We start from the raw sequence: 22,392 nt of genomic DNA, 5'->3' as shown, positions 1-22,392 counted from the left end.
CCTTGAGGTCTACCGCAATTTGTTGCTCAACTACCACCCCTCGCCCGCTACTATTCAATGATCCCTGTGTTGCGCTTGGACTTGAAACTGCCCATTAAGAACGGGCGCGAGCTGCTATTTATTAAATAGCAACAAAATTCATGGCCCTGAAGGCCGCACTTGAAAGTCAGGCCAGCACGGGTTGCATCGCTGCAGCGGCAATGTCCAGCGAACGCAGGCGCAAGGCCGGATCGTAGATGTCGCAGACCAGCATGAACTCGTCGGCGTTCGTGGCCTGCGCCAGTGCGCTCAGGCGCTCCTGCACCGTGTCCGAGCCGCCAATCACGGCAGCGGCCAGAAAGTCGCTGATGGCGGCGCGTTCTTGCGGATGGCGCTGCGCCATGAAGTTGTCCGTCGGCGGCTGCAGTCCCAGCCGCGCGCCCGTCAAAATGCCCAGCACACGCTGGTAGGTGCTGCTCGCCAGGTAGTCGGCTTCTTCGTCAGTGGGCGCGGCAATCAAGGGCACGCCAATCGTCACATAAGGTTTGGCCAGCGTGGCCGACGGTCTGAAATTTTGCCGGTACAACGTAATCGCCTGCAGCAGCATGCGCGGTGCAAAGTGCGAAGCAAACGCATAGGGCAGGCCGCGCTCAGCTGCCAGTTGGGCAGAAAACAGACTCGAACCCAGCAGCCAGATTGGCACATTGGTGTTTGCGCCCGGCATGGCAACCAGACGCTGACCGGCCTGCACCGGCCCTAAAAGCCGCTGCAATTCCGCCACATCCTGCGGGAAATCATCCGCCGTTTCGGTGCGTTCGCGCCGCAGCGCGCGCATCGTCGCCTGGTCAGTACCCGGCGCGCGGCCCAGGCCCAGGTCGATACGGTTGGGGTACAGCTCGGCCAGCGTGCCAAAGGCCTCGGCCACCACCAGCGGTGCATGGTTGGGCAGCATCACGCCGCCCGAGCCGACGCGAATGGTCGTGGTGCCGCCAGCGACATAACCCACCAGCACCGCCGTGGCCGAACTGGCGATGCCGGGCATATTGTGGTGTTCGGCCATCCAGTAGCGCTTGAAGCCGAGCCGCTCGGCATGTTGGGCGGTGCGCAAGCAAATAGCCAGCGCCTCGGCCACCGTGCTGCCTTCGCGCACGGAAACCAGATCGAGCATGGACAGGGCAATGGTATGGAGGGATTTCATGGGTTGATTGTCTTGCGTTGCGCGTAGCAGCGCCTGGAAAGGGACTTGTGGCCGTGGGGCGCATCGCAGCTCATAAGGAGCGGCTATCAACGCTCAATGGTTGACTGGCTGCGCTGCAAGGCGCGATGTTTGGTCACCCGCCCGGCCATGCGCTTGCGCCACATCCGAAACGAGCTCGCCTTCATGTGTGAGCGCATCAGCGCCACCACGCCGGATTCATTCAGTCCGAACTGGACTTCAATCGCTTCAAATGGCGTGCGGTCTTCCCACGCCATTTCCACGATGCGTGAGATGTCAGCGTCTGAAAGTGTCATGTTGCCGCTCCACCTGCCAGCAGGCAAACGCCAGCCACCAGCGTGAGGTGCAGCCGCATCGGGAGCCATTGCATCAGCCCGTAAGCCGGGTAGCTGCGCCAGTCCACCACCAAGCAGATGCCCAGCAGCAGCGCCAGCGTGACCAGCCCCTGCGAAAGCGGCAGCAGCAGCGCCACCCAGGCGACCAGACTGGGAACAACGCCCCACGCAAACGGGCCGGGCGACGGCGTGCCAGGCTCTCGCATGGCAAGGCCCCAGTGAATTGCACCCAAAAAGCTGGCAATGGTGGCGCCATAGGCCAGCAGGGCGTGGCCCGCCTGCGCACGGTAGACCGGCGGTGCCATCCATGTAGCCGCTGCCAGAATGATGAAAGGCAATAAACCGGCGTACCCTAAACGGGCCGCCCAGCGCAGCAGGGGTCGCGCGTCGCGGGTGGGGTCAATCATGGCGTGTCGCCTTTTCTGGAAATAGGCATGGTTTTCTTCGGAATAAGGCTTGCAGCCGGTCTTGGCACACGGTAAGCCGCATAAATAAACAGGGGTAAAAACTGCATGATAGGCGGCACGTCTGTTTTGCGTTTCACCCGGCTGCTAAATCAGATTCGGCAGTTCGTTCGCTACTTTCAATAACCTCGGCACCGAGAAGCATGGACTGGCATCACATCTTCAGCGCCTGCCCGTACCCCGTCATTTCCAGATACCCGCCTCCCACGTGCCGGCCCTGGCTGTCGGCCAATTCACTCAAGCCTTCCCAGTAAATCGAGCCGGTAGAGTTGCGGCTGTCGAGTTCCTGGTTGTCGAGCAGCGCTTTCACCGTGTAAAGGCCTGCGGGCGTTTGCACGCGCCACTGCACCGGGTAGCTGATTTGCGTGAGCGGGCTGGTCCAGTGCCGCAGCGGGCTGAAGCTGACGTCGCTGGCGCTGAAAATGCGCAACTCGCCGCTGGCAGCGCGCCAGGAACCGCCGGCCCAGATGGCATGGCCGTCTTTGTCGCGCAGCCGAAAGGCGGTCAGGGCGCCGCCGTCGTCCAGGTTCATGCCCATCCAGTCCCAGCCCACCGCGCCGGGGGCGAGGATTTCTTCGCTCCATTCATGGTCGAGCCAGGCCTTGCCGGTGACTTCAAAGGTTTGGTCCTTGATTTGCAGGCGGCCGCGCGTGGCCAGTTGCGGCTGGCTGTAGTAGTAGCTGGCTTGCTTTTCTTCCGGGCCTTTGCGTGACAGGCCTTGCTTGCCTTGCAGCAGATTGCTTTGCGTTTCCTCGAATTGCAGGCTGAGGCCGAAGTCGGTGGCCGGCAGTTCAGCGGTGTAGCGCGGGCCGTTGGCGCTCAAACTCCAGTCGCGCAGCTTGAGCGCCATGTCCTGCCGACTGGCCGACGCCACGCCAAAGCCTTCGCGGGCGATGCGCTGGTCATGCCAGAGCTTGCCGCCTTGCACATCGGTCACGGCGGCATGCGCAAAAATCAGCTGCCGGGCAGCAAAGGCCGAGGTCATTTGCGCCGTGCCATCGACACGCGAGCGAAAAAAGGTCAGCTGAAAACCGAAACGGCGCGGACTGGCGGCGTTGGTGCTGGCCTGGCCGGTGATGTACCACCATTCGGTGCGAAAGTCGGGGTGCGCCCCCCGGTCGCGCGGAAATACCAGCGTCTTGGCGGGCAGGGCGAGCACGGATGTGTTGAAGGCGGCCCCGCCCAGTCCGGCCAAACTGGCCAGCATCAGGCGGCGGCGCGGCATGGGCATATATGCAGTCAGATCAGCGCCCATGTCAGCATTCCAGCACAGGGCGCATCAGCCGTTCGATGCGCTGACGTGCCGGCGCGCAGTCGCCCACTTGGTCAAGCACCCAATCGGCGTCGTGGTACGTCGGCAGATAGCGCTCGCCTGCATCGCACAGCAGCGACAACAGCGAACCCTGCTCGCCGCGCGCCAGCATTTCTTGCGCCAGCGTCAGCATGCCGAAAAAATTGGTGCCGGTAGACGGGCCGACGCGGCGTCCCAGCAATTGGCCAAGCGCCTGCATGGCGGCCAGCGAGTCGGTGTCGGGCACTTCAAGCATCCGGTCGATGACGGTGCGAATAAAGCTGGCTTCTACGCGTGGCCGCCCAATGCCTTCGATGCGCGAGCCTGGGCCAATCAAGCTGGCGTTGCCGGTGCGGTGGTATTCGCCAAAGACCGAGCCGGTCGGGTCGGCTACGCACAGCTGGCTGGCGTGGCGCTGGTAGCGGACATAGCGGCCAATCGTGGCGCTGGTGCCGCCTGTGCCAGCGCCCACCACAATCCAGCGCGGCACCGGATGGCGTTCATGCGCCATCTGGCTGAACATGCTTTGGGCAATGTTGTTGTTGCCGCGCCAGTCGGTGGCGCGTTCGGCGTAGGTGAACTGGTCCATGTAATGGCCCTGGGTGTCGGCGGCGAGCTGCCGCGCGGCGTCATGCACCTGCGCGGCGCTGTCGACCCAGTGGCAGCGCCCGCCGTAGAAGGTGATTTGCGCCACTTTTTCCGGCGACGTATTGCGTGGCATGACGGCCACGAAAGGCAAGCCCAGCAGGCGGGCAAAGTAGGCTTCACTTACCGCTGTGGAGCCGCTGGATGCTTCAACGATAGTGGATGACTCATGAATCAAGCCATTGCACAGCGCATACAAAAAAAGCGAGCGCGCCAGCCGGTGCTTGAGGCTGCCGGTGGGATGAGTCGACTCGTCCTTCAAATAAAAATCAATGCCCCGTGCCGCAAATTCAGGCAGCGGCAGGGCAATGAGGTGGGTGTCGGCACTGCGCTGAACGTCTGCCTCGATGCGGCCAAGGGCGGCGCTGAGCCAGCGATCTTTGGGAGTGTGAAAAGATGTCATGCGGTGGATTCTCGCCAAATGCCTGCCGGTTGTCGCCGGGCCTGCGTGAAGGCAGGTTTGCGGGGCGGCGCTATTGGCTGATTTTGCGCGCTTCTTCGACCTGGTATTCAAAGTAGCGCTGAAAGCTGAAAACAATGCTCGACATCAGCGCAATCGTGCCAAACAGCAGGGCGAACACGATGGCGCCAATCGTCAGCCAATTGGTGTTGCCGGCCAGCGTATCGGGCGTGTCCGGATTGTGAAGGGCGTTCCATTTTTCAGGCGCCATCAGGCCGTAGTAAATCGCCGTCAAAGCGGTGCCCGCCAGCGTAAAACCGAGCAAGGGAATCAGCACCCAGGCCAGGTGGTCGTCCTGGCCATGCAAGCGCACGCGTTCAACCCCCCACCAGCCCACGGCGGCAACCAGCGGGTGCATCCAGGCCAAAACGTCGCGCCAGCCATACAGATAGATGCGGTGCAGTCCGAGTTGTCCGCCGATGAATGCCAGCCAGGTGGCGCGAGTCTTGTTTTTCAGAGCGGGTTTTTGCATGCGGTGGATTATGCGGCGGGCGGTTCCTGTGGCGGTGCCGTGTCTCCAGCGCCGAGGGTTCTTTGCATGATTACGATGTCGCGCCACGCGCCAAATTTCCAGCCGCAAGCCTCAACGATTCCAACGTGCTTGAACCCCAGGGCCAGATGAACACCCACTGACCCGGCATTGGCCGAGTCGCCAATGATGGCCATGACTTTTCGAATGCCTGCCGACTCGCAGCACGCCAATAATTTGACCAGCAAAGCCCGGCCCAAACCCTTGCCCTGCACATCAGGCGCGAGATAGATGGAATCTTCTGCCGAATAACGGTAGGCCGGACGCGGCTTGAACCAGTTGGCGTAAGCAAAGCCGACGACCGTTCCGTTTTCCTCTGCAATCAAATAGGGGAGGCCCTTGGACAAAACATCGGCCCGCCGGGTCGCCATGTCGTCGGCACTGGGCGGCTCGGTTTCAAAGGTGCCGGTGCCGTTCAGCACATGGTGGGCGTAAATGGCGGTGATAGCGGGAATGTCTTCTTCGCGGCTGGAGCGTATGAGGGGCATTCTGGATAACGGCTTGAGGTCTTTATTTGCGGGATCGAAAAACAGGCTTGGTGAGCGATTTTTAACCGAAAGTCATGCGTTGCAACCTAGCGGGCTATAATCGCAGGCTTTGCAGCATTTCGCTGGCCGGGTGGCCATGTCGTGTGTCTCAAGCGCTGCAGGAATATTTGGGGTTATTTTTACCCCGCCACCCAAGGATAAATTATGGTCGTCATCCGACTTTCACGCGGCGGTTCCAAGCATCGTCCATTTTTCAATATCGTTGTAGCTGACAAGCGCACTCGCCGCGATGGCCGTTTCATCGAACGCATCGGTTTTTACAACCCGATTGCCAAAGGTGGCGAAGAAGGCCTGCGTATCGTGCAAGACCGTTTGACCCACTGGATCGGTGTTGGCGCCCAGGCGTCGCCAACCGTTCTGCGCCTGATCAAGCAAGGCGGCGCTTCAATTGCAGTTTCTGCCGCTGAACTGCCTGCTGAAGTCGCAGCCGCCTAAACAGGTATTTCAGATGTTGCCTGGCACTCAACCGTCTGCGGGCTTGACACCGTCAAGTCTGCCTGATGACGCGCTTGAGGTCGGGCGTATTCTGGATGCTTGGGGTGTCAAGGGCTGGGTCAAAATCCTGCCGCACAGCACCGACCCGGAAGCACTCTTTTCAACCAAGTCCTGGTTTTTGCAAGTGCCCGATGCCAAGTTTCGACCTGGTTTCACGGCCTTTAGCGGCACCGTTTCCCTGAAGGTGGATGAGTCCAAGATTCACTCCGGCACGGTGGTCGCCAAGTTCAACGGTCTTGATGAACGAAACGCGGCCGAAGCCTTGCGCGGTGCCCGGATTTTTCTCTCGCGCAGCAGTTTTCCTGCAGCCTCTACCGATGAATACTATTGGGTTGATCTGATCGGCCTGAATGTAGTCAATCGGGAAGGTATTGCTTTGGGCTGTGTCCGCGACCTAATGGCAACTGGCCCAAATTCCGTGCTGTGTATTGAGTACACGGCTACCGAGGAAGACGGAACCAGCTCAAGTGCCGAGCGCATGATTCCTTTTGTTTCGGCTTATGTCGATGCAGTGGACATCGCCGGTAAATGCATTACCGTTGACTGGCAACCCGACTATTGAGCTTTGATGCCGCGTCAAGGCACCCTGTCCTTACGGGTTCAGACGCCTGTTTAGCCTTCAAAGTAGTTGTTCATGCGCTTTGATGTCATCACTCTTTTTCCTGAACTTTTCACGCCATTTTTAACCAGTGGCGTGACGCGCCGTGCCTACGAATCCGGTCTGGTCGAGGTCAAACTCTGGAATTCCCGCGATTTTGCTGACGGGAATTACCGGCGCGTCGATGACCGTCCTTTTGGCGGCGGCCCTGGCATGGTAATGCTGGCCGAGCCGCTGACCCTGTGCCTGGAAACTATTCGCGCCGACCGAATCGCGTGCGGTGCGCCTGATGCGCCCACGGTTCTTTTTTCCCCTGTTGGTGAAGTGCTGAGTCATGCCAGCGTCGAGCGCTGGTCGGCCAGCGGTAACGGCGCTGTGCTGATTTGCGGTCGCTATGAAGGCCTGGATCAGCGTTTCATCGATACCCATGTTGATCACCAGATCAGCCTGGGGGACTTCGTGTTGTCGGGTGGCGAAATAGCCGCCATGGCCTTGCTGGACGCTGTCGCCCGGCTGCAGCCCGGCGTGTTAAACGACGAAGGCAGCCACCAGATGGACAGTTTCAATCCGGCACTCGATGGGCTGCTGGACTGCCCGCATTACACCCGTCCCGAAGCCTGGCGTGGCCAATCCGTGCCACCCATTCTGATGTCTGGCAACCATGCGCTGATTGAGCGCTGGCGGCGCGATCAGCGACTGCAATTAACCCAGCGTCAGCGACCCGAACTGGTCCGCGCAGCGCGCAGGGCCGGGCATTTAAACAAAAGCGATGAGGCTTTTTTGGCCGAGTTACCCAAAAATCCAGGCCTGGACGCCTGAATTGCTATACTCATGGGCTTTTCGATCCTCTGGCGGCCACTGCAACCATCTGCTTTATCCTGAATGAAGCCATGGATTTGCGGTCTTTAGCGCAGCGCGTGCATGAGCGAAATTTAGTTAGATGGAAATATCATGAATCTGATCCAGACTCTTGAGCAGGAAGAAATTGCCCGCTTGAACAAAACCATTCCCGTTTACGCGCCTGGCGACACCGTCATCGTGAGCGTGAACGTGGTTGAGGGTACCCGCAAGCGTTTGCAGGCTTTTGAAGGCGTTGTGATTGCCAAGCGCAATCGTGGCCTCAACTCCAGCTTCATCGTTCGCAAGATCTCCAACGGAGAAGGCGTCGAGCGTACATTCCAGGTGTACAGCCCGCTGATCGCCAAGATCGAAGTCAAGCGTAAGGGTGATGTGCGTCGCGCCAAGCTGTACTACCTGCGTAGCCGCAGCGGCAAGTCTGCACGTATCAAGGAAAAGCTGGGTATCAAGGGCGGCAAGGCTGCCAAGGCTGCCCAGTCCGCCGTCGCTGCATAAAAGCAATTGCTGTCCTCAAAAAGCCGCTTCTCAAGAGCGGCTTTTTTTTATGCTCATTATTCTTTTCCTCTCATGAACCCCGCCAAGCCCTTGCCTTTGTTTGATCCCCGCATCGTTCCGGTCATGGGCAATGACAGCCACCTGGCTGGCGTTGCGCTGGACCGCCTCACGCCCCAAGCCCTGCGCGAGCGTTTCAGGCATCCGCCGGTGTGGATGCCTGAGCACAGTGTGGAAACGAGTTTTTCTGACCGGCAACCTGCACTGGCTGCCGTACTGCTGCCATTGGTGATGCGCGACGAACTCACCTTGCTGCTGACCGAGCGGTCGACCAATTTGTCCACCCATTCGGGCCAGATCGCGTTCCCTGGCGGTCGCACCGATGAAACCGATCAGGATGCGGTGCATACCGCGCTGCGTGAAGCACAGGAAGAAATTGACTTGCCGCGCGATCATGTCGAGGTGCTGGGCACCTTGCCTACCTATGCCACGGGCTCGGCGTTCATCATCACGCCTGTGGTGGCACTGGTCAGGCCGGGTTTTCAGCTGCGGCCCAATCCGGGCGAGGTGGCTGATGTGTTCGAGGTGCCGCTCGCCTTTCTGATGAATCCTGCGCATCACCGTCGCCATGAAACCGAGTTCGATGGCGTGCTCCGGCAGTGGCTTTCCATGCCCTACATCCATCCGGCAGTCGAAGCACAGAGTGAGTTGAAAGAGCGCTACATCTGGGGTGCTACCGCCGGGATGCTGCGAAACTTCTACCGTTTTCTCAGCGCGTAGGCGGCTGCTTTGCGCGCGCAAGGGAAACAAACCCCGCAGGCCTGATGCTTCAGGCCGTTATGATTTGGCATGAGCTTTTTCGCCGTTTTGTTTGCACTCATCCTGGAGCAGGCCCGTCCGCTGGCGCGCAGCAACTGGGTTCATGCCGGTTTTTTGGGATGGGCGCGCTGGGCGCATCGCAGCCTTGACGCCGGCAAACTGCATCACGGATGGATTACCTGGTTATTCGCTGTCATGGTGCCCACGCTGGCAACGATGGGGGTGCATTGGCTGCTGTGGCAGGTCAATGTGCTGCTGGCCTTTGTCTGGAGCGTGGCCGTTTTGTATGTCACGCTGGGCTTTCGCCAGTTCAGCCACTATTTCACCGACATTCGGGATGCGCTGGACGACGGCGATGAAGAGACAGCCCGTGCATTGCTGGCCGAGTGGCGCCAGGTCGATGCCACTGAACTGCCGCGCAGCGAAATCGTTCGTCACGTCATTGAGTATTCGGTGCTGGCCGCCCATCGCCATGTGTTCGGGGTGCTGGCCTGGTTTTCGGTGCTGGCCGCACTGGGCTTGGGGCCGGCCGGGGCGGTGCTGTACCGCATGAGTGAATTTGTCGCGCGTTACTGGGCCTATAAAAGCAGGTCGCCCGGCGAAGGCGCCAGCCCGGCGCTGCAGCAGACGGCCAACACGGCCTGGGGCTTGATTGATTTTGTACCCTCGCGCATTACGTCGCTGGGGTTTGCGGTGGTCGGAAGTTTTGAGGACGCCATTGATGCCTGGCGAAGCTATGGCCAGCGTTTCCCGCCCGATGCCGCGCTCGCCACCGCCAGCCGCAACGACGGATTGATTCTTGCGGCCACTTCTGGGGCCGTCAATGTCCGGCTGGGCGGCGAAGCGCTCAAGGCCGTGCTGGCAACGTATGTTTCGCCAGAGTTTGAAGCCGGCGGGCTGAATGCGCAAGAGGATGCGGCCACCACCGAAGCAACACCAGGCCGCGAGCCTGAGGTTGCGCATCTGCGCAGTGTCGTCGGTCTGGTCTGGCGCTCAGTGGTGCTCTGGATGGTGCTGCTCGCGCTGCTGACGCTGGCGCGGTTGCTGGGCTGAAAGCCTGGCCGCAGCAAGCGTTTTTTTAATACCGCGTCTGCGACAACTCTTCAAACAACTCGCTATATAAACGATAGCGGTTAGCGCTGATGCTGCTTGCGCCAGCGGTCGATTTGACCTCTGAAATCACGCCGCAGCCGGGTTCGTGCAGGTGCGTGCAGTTGTAGAACTTGCAGTCTTGCGCATGCGCCTTGAAGTCCGGCATGTAATTGGCCAGCTGCATCGGCTCAATGTGGTGCAGGCCAAACTCCTGAAAGCCGGGCGAGTCGATCAGCGCTGTTGTCCGGGCGTCATCAACCCAATACAGCGTCGTGCTGGTGGTCGTGTGTTTGCCGGAGTTCAGCGCTTGCGAAATCTCCGCCGTCAGCACGCGTGCATTGGGCACCAGCAGGTTCGTCAAGCTGCTTTTTCCCGCTCCCGACGGCCCCAGCACCAGCGTTTTTTTGCCCTGCAGCAGCGCCATCAGTTCGGCAGTTTGTGCGTCGTCAGCAGGCGTTGTGGTGTCTTTCGGCTTGATCGCCAGCGGCAGCATCTGGTAACCCATGTGCCGATAGGGCGCGAGTTTGGTCCAGGCCCTGCCGAACGGCTCGACCAGATCGCTTTTGTTCAGCGCAATGATGGGCTTGATGCGCTCGGCTTCAGCGGCAATCAGCGCGCGCGTCAGCTGGCTCTCCGAGAACTCGGGTTCTGCCGCAATCAGGATCAACACCTGGTCCAGATTGGCGGCAAACGACTTGGTGCGCATTTCGTCCTGCCGGTAAAACAGGTTGCTGCGTTCCTCTATTTTTTCGATCGTGCCTTCGTCCTGCGAGGGCAGCCAGCGGATGCGGTCGCCGACGACGACCTGGCTTTTCTTGCCGCGCGGATGGCAAATGACCCGCTGGCCAGATTCGGTTTCAACCAGTACATGGCGGCCAAAACCCGCCACCACCAGCCCCGACTGCGTGCCCGCCAGCGGCGCAGCGCCCGCACGTGCCGACCCTGAAGGCTTGCTCAAACCAGCAAGGCGTCAACCTTCGACGCGCAGAAAAAATCGCTGACGGAAATGCCGTTGACATCGTGCGTGTTAAAGCGCACCTGGCACTGGCCGTAACTCACCGCCAGGTCTGGATGGTGATCTTCTGCGTTGGCAATAAAGGCCACTGCATTCACGAAGCCCATCGTTTCGTAAAAATTCTTGAATTTGAAGGTTTTCTCCAGCGCGCCGTCGATCAGCCGCCAGCCCAGCGCCTGCTCGCCATTGAGCTTGCTCAGCTGGGTGACGATTTCCGTGGCGCTCAGGGCGCGTCGGTTTTGATGGATCGGGTTGCTCATGCAGTTGCACTTTCAGAAGAAGGGTTCATGGGGACCATGCGACCGAGCCGCTCGGAGGCGGGCGGATGCGAATAATAAAACTTCACAAAAACCGGGTCGGGCGTAAGCGTGCTGGCATTGTCTTTGTAGAGCTTGAGCAGGGCGCTCTGCAGATCCCGGCCATCGGTTTGCGCGATGGCATAAGCGTCCGCCTCGAACTCCTGCTTGCGCGACAACTGCGCCATGAGGGGCGAGACAAAAAAGCTGAACAGCGGAACCACCAGCAAGAACAGCAGCAGCGCCAACGCATTGTTGGCATCCACCAGATTCGGTCGCACGCCCAGCCCGGTATAAAACCATACTTGCGATGACAGCCAGCCCAGCAGCGCAAAACCGGCCAGGCTCATGGCGAACATCATCACAATGCGTTTGATGACATGTTTGTGCTTGAAGTGGCCCAACTCATGCGCCAGCACGGCATCGACTTCGGCGGGATTGAGTTGCTGCAGCAGGGTGTCGTAAAACACGACACGTTTGGAGGCACCAAACCCGGTGAAATAAGCGTTGGCGTGGGCTGAACGCTTGCTGCCGTCCATCACGAACAGCCCCTTGGCGGCAAAGCCGCAGCGCTGCATCAGCGCCGTGACGCGCGCCTTCAGGGCTTCGTCGTCCAGCGGTTTGAATTTGTTGAACAGCGGCGCAATCACGGTCGGGAAAAGCACCAGCACCAGCAGGTTGAACCCCATCCACACGACCCAGGTCCAGAGCCACCACAAGCTGCCGGCGCTGCCCATCAGCCACAAAATCAGCGCCACGATGGGCAGGCCGACCACGATGCCGACCCCGGTCGATTTGACCAGGTCGGCCAGCCAGAGCTTGAAGGTCATCTTGTTGAAGCCGAAGCGCTCTTCCAGCCGGAAGGTTTTGTAGAGCGTGAAGGGCAAATCGAGCAGGCCGCTAATCAGGCCGAATGCAGCCAGCAGTACCAGCTGGGGCACCAAAGAACCGTAAGCCGTCAGGCCCGAATTGACGATGGCCCGGTTCAGCAAATCAATGCCGCCCAATAGCGTCCAGCCCAGCAACAGGGCGCTGGCGAAAGCCATTTCCAGCATGCCCAGTCGGGCCTTGGCGATCGTGTAATCAGCGGCTTTCTGGTGCGCGGCCAGCGTGATGGTCGATGCAAATGCAGCCGGCACCTGGTTTCGGTGTTGGGCTACATGGCGGATTTGCCGCGTGGCCAGGTAGAACTTTGTCAGCAATCCCAGCACGAGCAGGGCTGAAAACAGCAGGGTAAATACAAGGGATGGGTCGTTCATGACTGGAAGTTTAGGCTATCGGCGAGAATCGCAAGATGCCCGAAATTGAACTCTCTCTTAAAAAATCTGACCAGAACCTGGTCTGGCTGGACTGCGAAATGACCGGGCTGGATCCGGAAAAGGAACGCATCATTGAAATTGCCGTGGTCGTGACCGGCCCGCAACTCACGCCGCGTATCGAAGGCCCGGTGTTGGCTATTTACCAGTCCGACGAGCTGCTGGACAAGATGGACAAATGGAACAAAGGCACCCACGGCCGCAGCGGCCTGATTGAAAAAGTCAAGGCCAGTACCGTGACCGAGGAAGATGCGCAGGCGCAGTTGCTGGCTTTTTTGGCCAAGTACGTGCCCAAAGGCAAGGTGCCTCTGTGTGGCAACTCCATCAGCCAGGACCGGCGCTTTCTGGTCAATTACATGCCCCAGCTCGAAGCTTTTTTTCATTACCGCAATGTGGATGTCAGCACCTTCAAGGAGCTGGCCAAGCGCTGGCAGCCCGAAGTGTGCAGCGCTTTCAAGAAGCGTCAGCTCCATACGGCGCTGGCCGATGTGCACGAGTCGATTGACGAGCTGCAGCATTATCGTGAGCATTTTTTGAAGTGATTTTTAAGCTTTTTTGGCCTGTGGCGCACAGCTGACGGGAACAAGCAGCTATTTAAATGATGGTAAAAAAGGCTGTGAAAATCGGCATCAGAACCTGTTGCTGAACCTAAATAACATTGGATTTTCAAGGTTAATTGGTAGAAACCCGTAAGCCGTGCCATAATCATGGGCTTGCAGCTGCACACCGTGCTGATTGCATTTGTACATCTACCTCACACCTTTGGACTCTATTTTCAGAGTCACCGTTTCAAGGCAATTCTGCTGTTTGAAACGCATATTCGTTTGATGGTTGATGTTTTATTAACCATGAACGAAGCTTTCCGCATCGCGGGAGGTGGAGTTTCCTGTTCATTCGCCACAAACGAAGCGGGCAGGGGATTAGTGAGAAAAAAACATGACTGACTCTTTTGAGACACGCGGCGACTTTGCGCCTGAAAACACCGAAACCATTTCTGACCTGGAAATCCACGTGATTCCAGACTTCTCTTCCGACGAGCCTGTTGCTGCTGCAACCTCGCTGGAAGCCGTTGTCGCCGAGCCAAACGGCTTTGTGAAACTGGGCCTGGCCAAGGAACTGCTGCAAGCCGTTGCCGACATGGGTTTCACCCAGCCAACCGCCGTGCAAATGGCGACCATCCCGAAGGCCATGCAAGCCCTCGATGCGGATCCGAAAGCACCAAAATTTACCGACCTGCTAGTTTCCAGCCAGACCGGTAGCGGCAAAACCGCTGCGTTCCTGCTGCCCGTGCTGCACACCCTGCTGAAACAGCAGGAAGAAGCCGAGCGTTTTGAGCGTGCCGAATTCGAGCGCCTGAGCCTTGAGGCCGTCGCCCGTGGCGAAGCGCCTTTGAAGAAGCCAAAGCGCAAAGACCCAACCAACCTGCGCAATTTCAAGGCTGCCACCCCCGGCGCTCTGATCCTGTGCCCAACACGTGAGCTGGCCCAGCAGGTTTGCGCTGACGCGATTGACCTGGTGCGCCATTGCCGTGGCCTGCGCGTTGCCAACGTCGTTGGCGGTATTCCTTACCAACTGCAAATTGCCAAGCTGCAAAACGCCGACCTCGTCGTAGCCACGCCTGGCCGTCTGCTGGACTTGCAGCGCAGCATGCAGATCAAGCTCGACAAGGTGCAATTCCTCGTCGTTGACGAAGCCGACCGCATGCTCGACCTCGGCTTTGCCGACGACCTGACCGAAGTCAACCAGCTCACCATCGAGCGCAAGCAGACCATGATGTTCAGCGCCACGTTCGCGCCGCGCATCATGCAACTCGCTACCCGTGTGATGCGTCAGCCACAGCGTGTCGAAATTGACTCGCCGCACGAAAAGCATGCGTCGATCACCCAGTCTTTGCTGTGGGCCGACAACATGACCCACAAGCGCAAGCTGCTGGACCACTGGCTGCGTGACACGACCATCAACCAGGCCATCGTTTTTGCCTGCACGCAAGTTGAGTGCGATGGTTTGGCCAACGATCTGGTGCAAGAAGGCTTCAGCGCCGTGGCACTGCACGGCGCGCTGGGCCAGGGCCTGCGCAACCGTCGCCTGATGGCTTTCCGTGACGGTCGCGTGCAGATTCTGGTGGCTACTGACGTGGCTGCCCGTGGTCTGGATGTTCCAACCATCACCCACGTCATCAACTACGGCCTGCCGATGAAGGCTGAAGACTATGTGCACCGCATTGGCCGTACCGGTCGTGCGGGCCGCGAAGGTCAGGCGATCACGATTGCCGAGTTCCGCGACCGTCGCAAGATCCAGGACATCGAGCACTACACCCAGCAAAACCTGAAGGCCAGCACCATTCCAGGTCTGGAGCCCCAGCAGCGTTTCGCGCCCACCTCCGAGCGTCCACGTGGCAATTTCGGCGGTGGCCGTGATGACCGTGGTGGCGGTGGCCGCAGCTTCGGCGGCGGTGACCGTGGCGGCTTTGCCGGGCGCAAGCCAGCAGGCGGCGGTTTCGGCGGTAATCGTGATTCCGGCGGCGGCTTCGGCGGCAACCAGGGTGGTGGTTTTGGTGGCAATCGTGATTCCGGTGGCGGCTTCGGCGGCAACCGCGATGACCGTGGCGGCGCTTTCCAGGGCCGTCCTGCACCTCAAGGCAACAACTACGCCGACCGTTCGGGCTTCAATGACCGCAACGCCCGTCGCCCGGATGACCGTGGCTTTGGTGGCGGCAACAACGCCGGTTTTGCACCGCGTGAAGACCGTGGCAACTTTGGCGGCGGCAACGAAGGCTTTGCGCCCCGTGGTGACTTTGCAGACCGCAAGCCTGCATTTGCCCGCCCCGCCGGCAAGGTATTCGTGCCCCGCGATGCGGCTAAAAAGCCGGGTGGCAAGTTCACCAAGCCTTTTCGCGACTGAGTATGATGTGAGGCGCTGATTATTTTTTAATCAGCCTTCACAACAAAAGGCCGCTGCCCACCGAAAGGTGTGCAGCGGCCTTTTTCATGGGCGTCGCCGTGAAGGCTTGTGCCAAGATACGCTTTTCGTCAACCTTCCAAAGAAACGCCCATGAACAGCGCAGAACAAACGTGGAATCCGCAGTGGCTGGACAGCATGTACAACAACCGGTTGCTGGTGCCCGGTTATGCGGCGCACTTCACGCGTTGGGTGGCCGACTCCGAAAATGCGCGCCAGCAGCAGCCGTGCCTGCTTGACGTGGTTTACGGTGAGCAGTCTGGCGAAACGCTGGATATCTTTCCGGCCAGCGGCGTCAGTCCGGCCCAAGGCGCACCGGTGCTGGTCTTCATCCACGGTGGCTACTGGCGTGCGCTGGACAAAGCTGATCATTCCTTCATTGCGCCCGCGTTCACGCAGGCCGGCGCCTGTGTCGTGGTGCTGAACTACGCCTTGTGCCCGGCGGTGACGGTTCTGGACATCGTCTGGCAAATGGTCAAGGCGCTGGCGTGGACGTGGCGGCACATTGCCGAGCACGGTGGTGATCCCGCACGCATCACAGTGGCCGGACATTCTGCGGGAGGACACCTGGCCGCGATGCTGCTGGCCTGCGACTGGCCAGCCCATGCGCCCGATTTACCACAGGCGCTGGTCAAAAATGCGCTGTCGATTTCGGGCCTGTACGATTTGGAGCCGATTCGCCAGACGCCTTTCCTGCAGGATTTGAACTTGACGCCTGAACAGGTCAGGCAAGCCAGCCCGGTGTTGGTGCCGCGTCCGATGCAAGGCACGCTTTGCTCGGTCGCGGGCAGTGACGAAAGCGAAGAGTTTTTACGCCAGAACCGGTTAATCCAGCAGGCTTGGGGCTTTGACGCCGTACCGGTTTGCGAATCGCTGCCAGGCCTGAACCATTTCAGCGTGCTGGAGGCCTTGATTGCGCCTGGCCACCGTCTGCACCAGCTGGCGCTGGAACTGCTTGGCCTTGGCGAAATGCCCCGCCACTGAAAGGCGGCGCGGCTTGGCTCACATCATCAGGTCTTCGTTCGAGTTCTTGCCGCCCAGAATCACGTAGTTGACCTTGCGGATGTCCATCAGCCGCGTGCCGCCCGAGTAGCTGATGGCGCTTTGCACGTCTTCTTCCATTTCACGCAGCGTGTCGACCAGCTTGCCCTTGATCGGCTCCAGGATGCGCTTGCCCTCGACATGCTTGTATTCGCCCTTGTTGAAGTCCGAGGCACTGCCGTAGTATTCCTTGAACAGCTGGCCATCGACTTCGACCGTCTGGCCCGGGCTTTCTTCCAGGCCCGCCAGCATCGAGCCAATCATGACCATCGTCGCGCCAAAGCGGATGGATTTTCCGATGTCGCCATGCTCGCGGATGCCGCCGTCGGCAATGATGGGCTTGGTCGCCACGCGGGCGCACCACTTCAGCGCCGACAACTGCCAGCCACCCGTGCCAAAGCCGGTTTTCATCTTGGTGATGCAGACCTTGCCGGGGCCAATGCCGATTTTGGTGGCGTCAGCGCCCCAGTTTTCCAGGTCAATCACGGCCTCGGGCGTGGCCACATTGCCCGCAATCACGAACGATGCGGGCAGTTTTTCTTTCAGGTAACGGATCATTTTTTGCACCGTATCGGCATGGCCGTGGGCAATGTCGATAGTGATGTAGTCGGGCACTAGGCCTTCGGCGACTAATTTTTCCACCGTGTCGTAGTCGGGTTGCTTCACGCCCAGCGAGATGGAGGCATACACGCCCTTGGCCCGCATGTCGCGCACGAACTGCAGGTTGTCCAGGTCAAAGCGGTGCATGACATAGAAGTAGCCGTTTTGGGCCAGCCAGACGCACAAGTCCTGGTTGATCACCGTCTTCATGTTGGCCGGCACCACCGGAATGCGAAAGCTGCGACCGCCCAGCGTCACGCTGGCATCGCATTCAGAACGGCTTTCCACGCGGCATTTGCGCGGCAGCAGCAGGATGTTGTCGTAGTCGAATATTTCCATGATTTTCCCCAAGCTCCAGATAAAAACTGTTGATGAACAGAAGGCGCTTGGACTGGCCGGTTTTTGCGGGCTGACGTTCACCGCTGGTGTGAGGACGCCCACAAAAAACCGGGCGCAATTGCTTGGGCCCGGTGACTGATTCTAAAGGCTTGCGCGCCGGGTTTCATGCCGCAGCGGTAATCCCTTTTTTTACGCAAGGCGTGCGGTGCGGCTTTTCAGTTTCAAGGTGCCACGCAACGTGATTGCGCGGCGGTCAGCACCTGGCCCTTTTCATCCTCAACCCAGCCGATCACGCGCAGACGCTCCGGGTTGGCGGCCGGTGCAATGTTCATGGAGCGGGTTTCAAAGAACCTTTTCTGCTCATCTTTTGATAGCTGCTTGCGCCCGTCCCATGTGCGCGAGAGCACGTTTCTGACCAGATTTCTCTCAACGGGGGAGTTTTCAGTGCCTGCGGGCAGTGTTTCGACCAGTGCCAGCCAGGCGGTCAAGGACTGTCGGGCGGCCGGCGAAACCGGTTTGAGCTCAATCGATGCACCCAGGTAATCGGACACCGGCAAGCCGTGGGACACCCGCAGCGTCGCGCCCCGAATGCCTTTGACCGTGTGGCGGGTGTTCAATGTGGTGAGCGGCGCGCTTGACTGCAACGCTTCGAGCCGGGCCAGCGCATCGCGCGTTGCCACGGCGGACAGCGGTGCATCGTCGCCCTGGCTGCCGGGAATGATCCAGTCGAGCGCGATTTCTTTCGCGCCGGGTCGGGGTGTGGCCGGGTCGGCCCAGCAGGCGCTGCAATCGGCATTGATAAACCGTTCCGTCAGCAGCACAGGCCGGGGCTGGCCGTCACTGGCACAAAACGACTGGGCTTGCGCGGAGGAAAAAGAGGCCAGCACGGTTGCCGCCACCAGCAACCGGGCGCACCAAGGGGAAGAAATAGAGGTCATGGGCAAAAAAAGAGGGTTCAGGGATTTTTGAAACGGAGGGCTGCGCTGAAAAGTCACGCCATCATTGCCGGTTTTGCAAAATGCTGCTGCGCCGCTGCCATTTTTCCAGGCGTCCGGCACCCAGCGGGTTGGCCCAAGCCGGTGCGTGACGCCGCAAACAGGCGGATTCGCAAAGAGCACACGCCAAGCAGCGGGCAACGGACTTTCTACAATAGGCGATGTTCTCAGACGCCGCTCATTCATCCCCCTTATTGCACAACCTCAATCCAGAGCAACTGGCTGCGGTGACGTTGCCCGCCACCCATGCTTTGATTTTGGCGGGGGCCGGTTCGGGCAAGACCCGCGTGCTCACCACCCGCATTGCCTGGCTGCTGCAAAACGGCTATGCCTCGCCCGGCGGTATTTTGGCCGTGACCTTCACCAACAAGGCGGCCAAGGAAATGCTGGTGCGCCTCTCAAGCATGCTGCCATTCAATGTGCGCAGCATGTGGATTGGCACGTTTCATGGCCTGTGCAACCGCTTTTTGCGTGCCCACTACAAACTGGCAAATTTGCCTTCGACGTTCCAGATTCTGGACACCCAAGACCAGCTCTCGGCCATCAAGCGGCTGTGCAAACAGTTCAATGTGGATGACGAGCGCTTTCCGCCCAAGGACTTGGCCCGCTTCATTTCCGCCTGCAAGGAAGACGGCCTGCGCGCCAAAGATGTGCCGGTCGATGAGCACAATCTGGAGCGGCGCAAACAGGTCGAAATTTACGCGCTGTACGAAGAACAATGCCAGCGCGAAGGCGTGGTCGATTTTGGCGAACTGATGCTGCGCAGCTACGAGCTGCTGCGTGACAACACATCGATTCGCGCGCATTACCAGCGGCGCTTTCGCCACATCCTGATCGACGAGTTTCAGGACACCAACCGGCTGCAATACGCCTGGATCAAGATGCTGGCCGGGCAGGGCGACGATGCGGCCCCGCTTGATGACAACGGGTACGCCATGCCGGGTGGCTCGGTGGTGGCGGTGGGCGATGACGACCAGAGCATCTACGGCTTTCGCGGCGCGCGCGTGGGCAACATGACCGACTTCGTGCGCGAGTTTGCGGTGACGCACCAGATCAAGCTGGAGCGCAATTACCGCAGCTTTGGCAACATCCTGGATTCCGCCAATGAGCTGATCAGCCACAACAGCAAACGACTTGGCAAAAACCTGACCACCGAGGCCGGCCCCGGCGAGCCGGTGCGCGTGTACCAGTCCGCCAGCGACTTTGCCGAGGCGCAATGGTTTGTCGACGAAGTCAAGCAACTGGTGCGTGACGGTATCGAGCGCAAGGAAATTGCGCTGCTGTACCGCAGCAACGCGCAGAGCCGGGTGATGGAAACAGCGCTGTTTAATGCCGGCGTGCCATACCGGGTGTACGGCGGTCTGCGATTTTTCGAGCGCGCTGAAATCAAGCATGCGCTGGCATATTTGCGGCTGCTGGAAAATCCGCACGACGACACCAGTTTCATGCGCGTGGTGAATTTTCCGCCGCGCGGCATCGGTGCCCGAACACTGGAGCAGTTGCAGGACATTTCCCGCGCGTCGGGTTGTTCGCTGCATGACGGCGTGAGTGCCGTGCCGGGCAAGGCGGGCACCAATCTGGGCGGGTTTGTGGCCAAGCTGGACGTGATGCGCGAACAAACCGCCGGCTGCACGCTGCGCGACATCATCATGCTGGTGCTGGCGCACAGCGGACTTGAAGAACACTACAAGACCGACAAAGACGGCCAGGATCGGCTCGAAAATCTGGGTGAACTGGTTAACGCTGCCGAAGCCTTTGTCAGCCAGGAAGGCTTTGGCCGCGATGCCGTGGCGCTGCCTGTGGATGAACTGGGCGGTGCGGGCCTCAGCCAGTCGCCCGCCAGCCAGGGGCTGGACGTGTCGGCCGTGCTGGGCGAGGCCGTTCCTGAAATGCTGGCGCCCGACTTTGAAACCGGCGAAACCCTGTCGCCGCTGCTGGCTTTTTTGACACACGCTGCGCTGGAAGCCGGGGACAACCAGGCCAAGGCCGGCCAGGATGCGGTGCAGCTCATGACGGTGCATTCGTCCAAGGGGCTGGAGTTTGACTGCGTGTTCATCACCGGCCTGGAAGACGGCATTTTTCCGCATGAAAACGCCTTGAGCGACGCGGGCGGCATTGAGGAAGAACGCCGCCTGATGTATGTCGCCATCACGCGGGCCAGAAAGCGGCTGTATTTGAGCCATTCGCAAACCCGCATGCTGCACGGCCAGACGCGCTACAACCTCAGAAGCCGGTTTTTTGACGAGCTGCCCGAGTCGGCGCTGAAATGGATCACGCCAAAACAGCAGGGATTTGCGTCCGGCCTGGGTTCGGGGGGCTGGAGAGGTGCTACTAATTCAGGAGCTGGCAGCGCACGTGGGGAGTGGACTGGCCGCGCATTTGATTCAAAATCAGGCAGTATGCAGAGTGCAGCCACGCCCCCAGTGCCTGCGCAGAAGAGTGCGCCTTCGCATGGCATCAAAAGCGGGATGAACGTGTTTCACGGCAAGTTTGGCGAAGGCCGGGTCGAGATGCTCGAAGGCACCGGCGACGATGCGCGTGCCCGGATCAACTTCACCCGGCATGGCGTGAAATGGCTGGCGCTGAGTGTAGCCAAGTTGACGCCTTTATAAAAAAAGCCCGGCGGTGGCCGGGCTTTGAAGCGTGAGCGCTGCGCGGATGTGGCTCAGCGTGGCGCTTGTAGCAGTCTGCTTACATCGGCGTCATTGGGTAAGGCGTAGTCGTGGCCACGCAGGATTTGCCCTGTGTCGGTACGCACCAGTTTCAGGCTGATGTAGGTGAACTGGGCGGCGGTGGAATAAGTGCCCACCACGACCAGCCCGGCGCTGTGCGCCCGTGCAATGTCCTTGACCTCGCGCGAAAGCATCATCTCGCCGGTTTCTTCGCGCACAAACACGTCGCCGCGCAGCTTGAGTTCTTTCACGTTGAAGCCGCTGGCGACCATGAAAGAGGCATATTGTTCGGACAGCGTGCGACCCAGGGGCGCGGCGCGGCGCAAGTCGTTCACATTAACCACGGTGGCGACCAGCACGGGGGTTCCGGCCAGCTTGTTCACGTCAACGCCTGCGACAAGGCGGTTGATGGCCTCGCGGTTGACATTCATGAACTTGCTGTTGGCGGCATCTTCGTAAGTCGGCTCTGATTTGGTGCTGACCGTCGTGGTCGAGCAGCCTGTCAGGGCAACGGTAGCAGCAGCAGCGACTGCCATGCTTAGACGCAGATAGTTCATTGCGCTACCACCTTCATGGTCATGACATTGATGGCCGAAGGATCAGCCTTCAGGCTGGCAAACAGGGACGTGTCGCTTTCTTCAACGTAATACACATCTGTTTTGCGGCTTACGTAGCGCCCGGCACCCGTCACTGTCGTGGTCAGCACCAGTTCGGTGTGAGTGGGGCCACCCGAACTCACGCTGGCGCCCACATCCAGTCCACCGGCCACGGCCAGGGCCGCGCCAGCGGGTGAGGCGTTATGCAGCACGTAAAGGCCGGCGGTAATCGCCGTGAACAAGCCCGGAACGAAGTGCGGGCGTTGGCTGTTGTGCCTGACGATCTGGGTCTGGTAGCTCAGGGTGAGCGCGGAACTGTTCGCGGATGTCAGGACTTGCCAGTTTCTTTGCACCAGTTCCGTGATCAAAAACTCGTGAAAAGCCCGGTCAAAGTCGCTGGGGCCGGCGGGCATGGCGACATGAATCGCATTTTCCCGCGTAGCGCCCGAGCGCTCCAGACTGGCCAGCATTTGCTCGATCACATCACGTGAAAGCAAGCTCCAGTGCCCGGCTGAACGCACCTTTTTCTGGGTCGTCAGCTGAAAATTTTCAGCAGTCGGAATGGGCGACATGGCGCAGCCGGCCAGCAAGGCCACCGTGCAGCACAGCGCCACAGGCTTAAGAACTTTGTAAATCAAGGTAGCTTCCTTATGATTGAGAAGAATTGCACGGGGCAAAAAAAACATCTGTCAACAAATTTTACCCGCGCGACACAGTCTCTCCAAGTCGCCAAGAAGGCTCTG

General features: G+C 59.7%; 26 protein-coding genes. 12 read left to right on the top strand and 14 right to left on the bottom strand.

What is annotated here, in order from left to right; translation table 11 throughout:
• Nucleotides 1-166: 166 nt before the first annotated feature.
• The 7 genes from RCH06_RS12815 to RCH06_RS12785 form a co-directional block, all read right to left on the bottom strand.
• The gene (locus RCH06_RS12815) at nucleotides 167-1,177 is read right to left on the bottom strand and encodes an LLM class flavin-dependent oxidoreductase (RefSeq protein ID WP_327081849.1); all 1,011 of its coding nucleotides are present in this window, start codon (nucleotides 1,175-1,177) and stop codon (nucleotides 167-169) included.
• Nucleotides 1,178-1,263: 86 nt separating this feature from the next.
• Nucleotides 1,264-1,491 carry a TIGR03643 family protein gene (locus RCH06_RS12810; protein ID WP_327081848.1) on the bottom strand — a complete coding sequence of 76 codons (228 nt, stop codon included), beginning with the start codon at nucleotides 1,489-1,491 and terminating at the stop codon, nucleotides 1,264-1,266.
• Nucleotides 1,488-1,937, bottom strand: a complete 450-nt coding sequence (locus RCH06_RS12805; protein ID WP_327081847.1) for a DUF3429 domain-containing protein — start codon at nucleotides 1,935-1,937, stop codon at nucleotides 1,488-1,490. Before RCH06_RS12805 ends, RCH06_RS12810 begins: the two co-directional genes overlap by 4 nt.
• Before the next feature lie 211 nt (nucleotides 1,938-2,148).
• Nucleotides 2,149-3,249 carry a lipocalin-like domain-containing protein gene (locus tag RCH06_RS12800; protein WP_442799651.1) on the bottom strand — a complete coding sequence of 367 codons (1,101 nt, stop codon included), beginning with the start codon at nucleotides 3,247-3,249 and terminating at the stop codon, nucleotides 2,149-2,151.
• A 1-nt stretch (nucleotide 3,250) separates the two neighbouring features.
• Complete coding sequence (locus tag RCH06_RS12795; RefSeq protein ID WP_327081846.1) at nucleotides 3,251-4,333, bottom strand: PLP-dependent cysteine synthase family protein; 1,083 nt, start codon at nucleotides 4,331-4,333, stop codon at nucleotides 3,251-3,253.
• Nucleotides 4,334-4,403: 70 nt separating this feature from the next.
• On the bottom strand, nucleotides 4,404-4,847 hold the full coding sequence (locus RCH06_RS12790; protein ID WP_327081854.1) for a hypothetical protein: 444 nt from the start codon (nucleotides 4,845-4,847) through the stop codon (nucleotides 4,404-4,406).
• 23 nt (nucleotides 4,848-4,870) lie between these two features.
• Nucleotides 4,871-5,407, bottom strand: coding sequence for a GNAT family N-acetyltransferase (locus tag RCH06_RS12785; protein ID WP_327081845.1), 537 nt, complete (start codon nucleotides 5,405-5,407; stop codon nucleotides 4,871-4,873).
• Nucleotides 5,408-5,611: 204 nt separating this feature from the next.
• Here RCH06_RS12785 and rpsP point away from each other — a divergent pair, with 204 nt between their 5' ends.
• From rpsP to RCH06_RS12755, 6 genes are all read left to right on the top strand, one after another.
• The gene (gene rpsP / locus RCH06_RS12780; RefSeq protein ID WP_327081844.1) at nucleotides 5,612-5,902 is read left to right on the top strand and encodes a 30S ribosomal protein S16; all 291 of its coding nucleotides are present in this window, start codon (nucleotides 5,612-5,614) and stop codon (nucleotides 5,900-5,902) included.
• Nucleotides 5,903-5,915: 13 nt separating this feature from the next.
• The gene (gene rimM, locus RCH06_RS12775; RefSeq protein ID WP_327081853.1) at nucleotides 5,916-6,524 is read left to right on the top strand and encodes a ribosome maturation factor RimM; all 609 of its coding nucleotides are present in this window, start codon (nucleotides 5,916-5,918) and stop codon (nucleotides 6,522-6,524) included.
• A gap of 72 nt (nucleotides 6,525-6,596) precedes the next feature.
• Nucleotides 6,597-7,379, top strand: coding sequence for a tRNA (guanosine(37)-N1)-methyltransferase TrmD (trmD, locus tag RCH06_RS12770; protein ID WP_327081843.1), 783 nt, complete (start codon nucleotides 6,597-6,599; stop codon nucleotides 7,377-7,379).
• 132 nt (nucleotides 7,380-7,511) lie between these two features.
• Nucleotides 7,512-7,913 (top strand): 50S ribosomal protein L19, encoded by a 402-nt coding sequence (gene rplS, locus RCH06_RS12765; RefSeq protein ID WP_327081842.1) that lies wholly within the window; start codon nucleotides 7,512-7,514, stop codon nucleotides 7,911-7,913.
• Nucleotides 7,914-7,985: 72 nt separating this feature from the next.
• Nucleotides 7,986-8,690: a CoA pyrophosphatase gene (locus RCH06_RS12760; protein WP_327081841.1), complete on the top strand. Its 705-nt coding sequence runs from the start codon at nucleotides 7,986-7,988 to the stop codon at nucleotides 8,688-8,690.
• 69 nt (nucleotides 8,691-8,759) lie between these two features.
• Entirely contained in the window at nucleotides 8,760-9,782 is a 1,023-nt protein-coding gene (locus RCH06_RS12755) for a CobD/CbiB family protein (RefSeq protein WP_327081840.1), read from the top strand.
• Nucleotides 9,783-9,807: 25 nt separating this feature from the next.
• On the opposite strand, the gene rsgA is transcribed toward RCH06_RS12755, so the two are convergent.
• Genes rsgA through RCH06_RS12740 form a run of 3 tightly spaced genes read right to left on the bottom strand, consistent with a single transcriptional unit; the run spans nucleotide 9,808 to nucleotide 12,391 of the window.
• Entirely contained in the window at nucleotides 9,808-10,779 is a 972-nt protein-coding gene (gene rsgA, locus RCH06_RS12750) for a ribosome small subunit-dependent GTPase A (protein WP_327081839.1), read from the bottom strand.
• Nucleotides 10,776-11,096: a 4a-hydroxytetrahydrobiopterin dehydratase gene (locus RCH06_RS12745; RefSeq protein WP_327081838.1), complete on the bottom strand. Its 321-nt coding sequence runs from the start codon at nucleotides 11,094-11,096 to the stop codon at nucleotides 10,776-10,778. Before RCH06_RS12745 ends, rsgA begins: the two co-directional genes overlap by 4 nt.
• The gene (locus tag RCH06_RS12740; protein WP_327081837.1) at nucleotides 11,093-12,391 is read right to left on the bottom strand and encodes a M48 family metallopeptidase; all 1,299 of its coding nucleotides are present in this window, start codon (nucleotides 12,389-12,391) and stop codon (nucleotides 11,093-11,095) included. Before RCH06_RS12740 ends, RCH06_RS12745 begins: the two co-directional genes overlap by 4 nt.
• A 35-nt stretch (nucleotides 12,392-12,426) precedes the next feature.
• On the opposite strand from RCH06_RS12740, the gene orn reads away from it, so the two are divergent.
• From orn to RCH06_RS12720, 4 genes are all read left to right on the top strand, one after another.
• Entirely contained in the window at nucleotides 12,427-12,990 is a 564-nt protein-coding gene (orn, locus tag RCH06_RS12735; RefSeq protein WP_327081836.1) for an oligoribonuclease, read from the top strand.
• Nucleotides 12,991-13,155: 165 nt separating this feature from the next.
• On the top strand, nucleotides 13,156-13,392 hold the full coding sequence (locus tag RCH06_RS12730; RefSeq protein WP_327081835.1) for a hypothetical protein: 237 nt from the start codon (nucleotides 13,156-13,158) through the stop codon (nucleotides 13,390-13,392).
• A complete protein-coding gene (locus RCH06_RS12725) occupies nucleotides 13,385-15,349 on the top strand; it encodes a DEAD/DEAH box helicase (protein ID WP_327081834.1) in 1,965 nt (654 codons plus the stop codon). Before RCH06_RS12730 ends, RCH06_RS12725 begins: the two co-directional genes overlap by 8 nt.
• A 150-nt stretch (nucleotides 15,350-15,499) precedes the next feature.
• Entirely contained in the window at nucleotides 15,500-16,390 is an 891-nt protein-coding gene (locus RCH06_RS12720; protein ID WP_327081833.1) for an alpha/beta hydrolase, read from the top strand.
• Between the two features lie 18 nt (nucleotides 16,391-16,408).
• Here RCH06_RS12720 and RCH06_RS12715 read toward each other — a convergent pair whose 3' ends face one another.
• The gene (locus RCH06_RS12715) at nucleotides 16,409-17,386 is read right to left on the bottom strand and encodes a GMP reductase (RefSeq protein WP_327081832.1); all 978 of its coding nucleotides are present in this window, start codon (nucleotides 17,384-17,386) and stop codon (nucleotides 16,409-16,411) included.
• Between RCH06_RS12715 and RCH06_RS12710 the strand changes: the two genes are divergently transcribed.
• Complete coding sequence (locus RCH06_RS12710; RefSeq protein WP_327081831.1) at nucleotides 17,385-17,525, top strand: hypothetical protein; 141 nt, start codon at nucleotides 17,385-17,387, stop codon at nucleotides 17,523-17,525. The two genes, RCH06_RS12715 and RCH06_RS12710, sit on opposite strands and share 2 nt — an antisense overlap.
• A gap of 82 nt (nucleotides 17,526-17,607) precedes the next feature.
• Here RCH06_RS12710 and RCH06_RS12705 read toward each other — a convergent pair whose 3' ends face one another.
• Complete coding sequence (locus tag RCH06_RS12705) at nucleotides 17,608-18,324, bottom strand: hypothetical protein (RefSeq protein ID WP_327081830.1); 717 nt, start codon at nucleotides 18,322-18,324, stop codon at nucleotides 17,608-17,610.
• 218 nt (nucleotides 18,325-18,542) lie between these two features.
• Here RCH06_RS12705 and RCH06_RS12700 point away from each other — a divergent pair, with 218 nt between their 5' ends.
• A complete protein-coding gene (locus RCH06_RS12700) occupies nucleotides 18,543-20,993 on the top strand; it encodes a UvrD-helicase domain-containing protein (RefSeq protein ID WP_327081829.1) in 2,451 nt (816 codons plus the stop codon).
• Between the two features lie 53 nt (nucleotides 20,994-21,046).
• Here the strand turns inward: RCH06_RS12700 and RCH06_RS12695 are convergent, their stop codons facing one another.
• Nucleotides 21,047-21,610 (bottom strand): FlgO family outer membrane protein, encoded by a 564-nt coding sequence (locus RCH06_RS12695; RefSeq protein ID WP_327081828.1) that lies wholly within the window; start codon nucleotides 21,608-21,610, stop codon nucleotides 21,047-21,049.
• A complete protein-coding gene (locus RCH06_RS12690) occupies nucleotides 21,607-22,287 on the bottom strand; it encodes a hypothetical protein (RefSeq protein WP_327081827.1) in 681 nt (226 codons plus the stop codon). Before RCH06_RS12690 ends, RCH06_RS12695 begins: the two co-directional genes overlap by 4 nt.
• Nucleotides 22,288-22,392 lie beyond the last annotated feature (105 nt).

Origin of the sequence: Polaromonas sp. CG_9.5 (assembly GCF_035984465.1) — a bacterium.
Classification (GTDB): domain Bacteria; phylum Pseudomonadota; class Gammaproteobacteria; order Burkholderiales; family Burkholderiaceae_C; genus Polaromonas.
Note: the sequence above shows the minus strand (reverse complement) of the source record. Positions and strands in the feature narration are given on the sequence as shown.